This is a genomic window from Mesorhizobium sp. M0701, from assembly GCF_040320365.1.
Classification (GTDB): Bacteria; Pseudomonadota; Alphaproteobacteria; order Rhizobiales; family Rhizobiaceae; genus Mesorhizobium.
Window position 1 is genome coordinate 1 of the sequence record NZ_JAMYPO010000099.1, and the last position, 2935, is coordinate 2935.

At 58.9% G+C, this 2935-nt stretch carries 3 protein-coding genes and 1 pseudogene; 3 read left to right on the forward strand and 1 reads right to left on the reverse strand.

Annotated features, from left to right (window positions below; translation table 11 throughout):
* Both NKI24_RS35585 and NKI24_RS35590 read left to right on the forward strand, forming a co-directional pair.
* On the forward strand, window positions 1-308 hold a 308-nt coding region (locus NKI24_RS35585), incomplete at its 5' end, for a transposase domain-containing protein (protein WP_352750832.1).
* 977 nt (window positions 309-1285) lie between these two features.
* Window positions 1286-1711: a YidB family protein gene (locus NKI24_RS35590; RefSeq protein WP_352750835.1), complete on the forward strand. Its 426-nt coding sequence runs from the start codon at window positions 1286-1288 to the stop codon at window positions 1709-1711.
* 335 nt (window positions 1712-2046) lie between these two features.
* Here the strand turns inward: NKI24_RS35590 and NKI24_RS35595 are convergent, their stop codons facing one another.
* Complete coding sequence (locus NKI24_RS35595; RefSeq protein ID WP_352648747.1) at window positions 2047-2169, reverse strand: KTSC domain-containing protein; 123 nt, start codon at window positions 2167-2169, stop codon at window positions 2047-2049.
* Between the two features lie 278 nt (window positions 2170-2447).
* Between NKI24_RS35595 and NKI24_RS35600 the strand changes: the two are divergent.
* Window positions 2448-2778, forward strand: a pseudogene (locus NKI24_RS35600) (transposase); the annotation flags it as partial.
* Between the last annotated feature and the right edge of the window lie 157 nt (window positions 2779-2935).

Genomic DNA, 2935 nt, shown 5'->3' on the forward strand with positions numbered 1-2935 from the left:
GCGAAGCCGACGTCCGAAATACGGGTGCCAACGGTAATGGACCTCGACCTCCTGCCCAACATGGGCAGAATGACCCCGAGATGGCGCTCAACCGCAAGAACGCGCTCTTCGCGGGCTCGGACGGCGGCGCCGAACACTGGGCAGTCATCGCATCGCTCATCGAAACCTGCAAACTCAACGGTGTCGAGCCGCTCGGCTATCTCGCCAACGTCCTCACCAGGATCGTCAACGGCCATCCGAACAGCCAGATCGACGACTTGCTGCCCTGGGCCTACATCCGGGCGCCTGAGCTCAAGGCCGTGGCCTGAGAACAGCGCTTACGGTTCACTTCCAGATCGAGCGCGATCATTGGCTCATCCTCAGCGACAAGGACCAGCGGCTTTTTCATATTCAGCAGCAGTGCACGTTTGTTGAACAATTCCGAGCCCGATGAGCCGAGTTAGCCTTTGCGCGCTGGCAGCTCAAGGAACAAGCCGCTTTGCCATCATTGGGTTCCAAAGGGCCGAACATAAACTTGGCAGGCTTTCAACATGGGAAAAGACATGTCCGCCCGCGAGCGACTGAAGGAGGGCAGGCCCAAGTCTTAGCCGATGAAACCGGCATTACGCAGGCGCAGGCGCGCGAGCAGATCGATGATCGGCACCGACCATGCATCATTGCTGCGCGAGGCCTGAATGCTGAAGAGCCGCGCGAGCCGGAAGTGAGCGGGCGTCGTAGAAATTACGAAGGAGCGAGCGCGTACCGATCAGTCCCAACATCGAGAGCACATAGACCAGGAGCAACGGAACCACGGATGGTTGGTTGTCGAGGGCGGCGTCCTCCTGTTCCTCGCCAAGATTGTGATCTCACCTGGATTTCGTGACCATTATCGTCCAGCCCATTTTGCCGTCGGTCTCTCTCGAAATCCTTGTCGCCTATCTGCTCGGATCACGAGTCCCCAGGCAGGCGGCTCGGAAGCCAACCAGGACGATTGTGTCGCCATCGTTCTTGTCCATGGCGCCAACAGTGTTTTCTGCTTCACTTATGTTCCAAGTTTCTAATGCAAGATTTTGATAAGGGTGTCGCCCACAATCGGTGACGGAATATGGAAAGCCCGCGCCTCCGGAGCGAGGACGCGAGCTGCGATCTGACTCTGCGGAGGCACGGATGCTGAAGTCTAGCCAGAAGCGAGCCGAGAAGCCGCAATCGCCCGGCTAAAACCGAGCCGAATATCGGCCCAGCAGCACAACCGTGGAACCTTTCAAAGCCGCATGCCTTCTCCCTTCCTCATAGAAGGAGATGCGAAATGAGCCTTGATATAGGAAAGGTCGCCATAGCGTTGCTGGGCCTGCTTGCCTACAAGAATAGAGACAAGATTGGCGAGTTGATCGCTGGTAGGAAATCGACAGATCCCAACACTAGCGCTGGCTCCCCTGGCGGCCTCGGCGACATCCTGGACCGTCTCAGAAATGCGGGTGCGGGCGATCAGGTAGATTCTTGGGTGGGAAAAGGATCCAACCGGCCCGTTCAGCGCGACCAGGTTGAGAAAGCAATTGACCCGCAAACGTTGAGCGATTTGGCTGAGCAAACCGGATTGTCTAATGAAGAACTTCTCGACCGGCTCACGAGGGAACTGCCCGACGCGGTAGACAAGCTTACGCCCGACGGCCAGATGCCCGCGGGCAACGGTCCAAATCTCTTGGACGAGGTACCAGGAGTTGCTCGTACTTAGCGCCACTGCGACAAAGCAGGCTGAAAATGAAAGCCCGTATCCCCCAGGGGACGCCGGCTTCGGGAACCGACCTGGCAGCAATCGTGTGAGGGGAAGTTGGACCTTCACCGCGAGGCGGTGTTCCAAGGTCGATCACAAAAAGTCCCGCCGCACATGCCAGGACGGCGGGACCGATCGAGCGCCTTTGCACCAGGCGGGGGGATGCGGGTTGGGCTTGCCCGGTGCGCGCGGACCGTTCGGGAACCTTAGGCGTATCACCGGCAATGCGTCCACCAACCGACGGTTGGAGCGACAAGGACAAATTCGGTCACCGGCAGGTCGGGTCATCCTGGGTGCTATCGCTCGCCACCAGACGGTACCGGATGGTTTCGGATATGGTCGTTAAAGTAGCGCCCCTTGGCGAAAGCGGCTTTGAATTCGGCAAAGGTTTTCGGCGGTACGGCCTCAAACTCGTGCAGTTTGCCGCTGGCTACGAATCAGACCGAGAGGATTTTACTGTCGGGATCGTATTCTGTTTTGCCTATCGAGGTGGAGGGCATGACGGCGGCTCGATCGAAAAGCAATCAACGAGCGGAGAGGCCGTCGCGTTTCTTATGACTGCAGCTATGGTAAGCCACCCAGCTCAATTCGGAGCGCCGCCGGCGAGAAGATGTCGATAGCGTTCGTCATCATCCGGCGCGCGCGCAAGATCGGCCCGACGTGGCGCGTCGGCGGGCGCAGTGGACCGGGTCGCCGCCCCATGCTCTTCGACGGGCCGATCAATGGTTTCCGGCTGTATGTCGAGAAGGTGCTCTTGCCCACCCTCAAGCCGGGCGACATCGTCGTCAACCACAATTCTTCACACGAGGACATGAGGGGCAAGGCCGTCCGGCACGCCCTCGGCAAAGCCGGCGCCAAGCTCTTCTTCCTGCCGGAAATGCTCGCCAGACCTGAATCCGATCGAGATGGTCTTTGCCAAGCTCAAGCACCTGTTGAGAAAGGCCGCCAGATGCACCATCGACGCCGTCTGCAGCGCCATTGGCGAAATGCACGATGCTCTCAGATCAAAGGAATGCGCCAACTATTTCACCGTGGGTGATGGCCGAGTCCGTCACGCGAACTCAATCCTCCCTGAATGCCCGACGGATTTGATCGTCCAAAGGTTTTACGAGGTAAGACAGCATTGTGCGGCTGCCGGTCGAGAAGAACACCTCGACAGGCATACCGGGCGACAAGGTCAGGCCC

Coding starts and splice junctions, on each gene's coding strand:
- NKI24_RS35590 (WP_352750835.1), top strand. CDS start 1,286: ATGAGCCTTGATATAGGAAAGGTCGCCATAGCGTTGCTGGGCCTGCTT.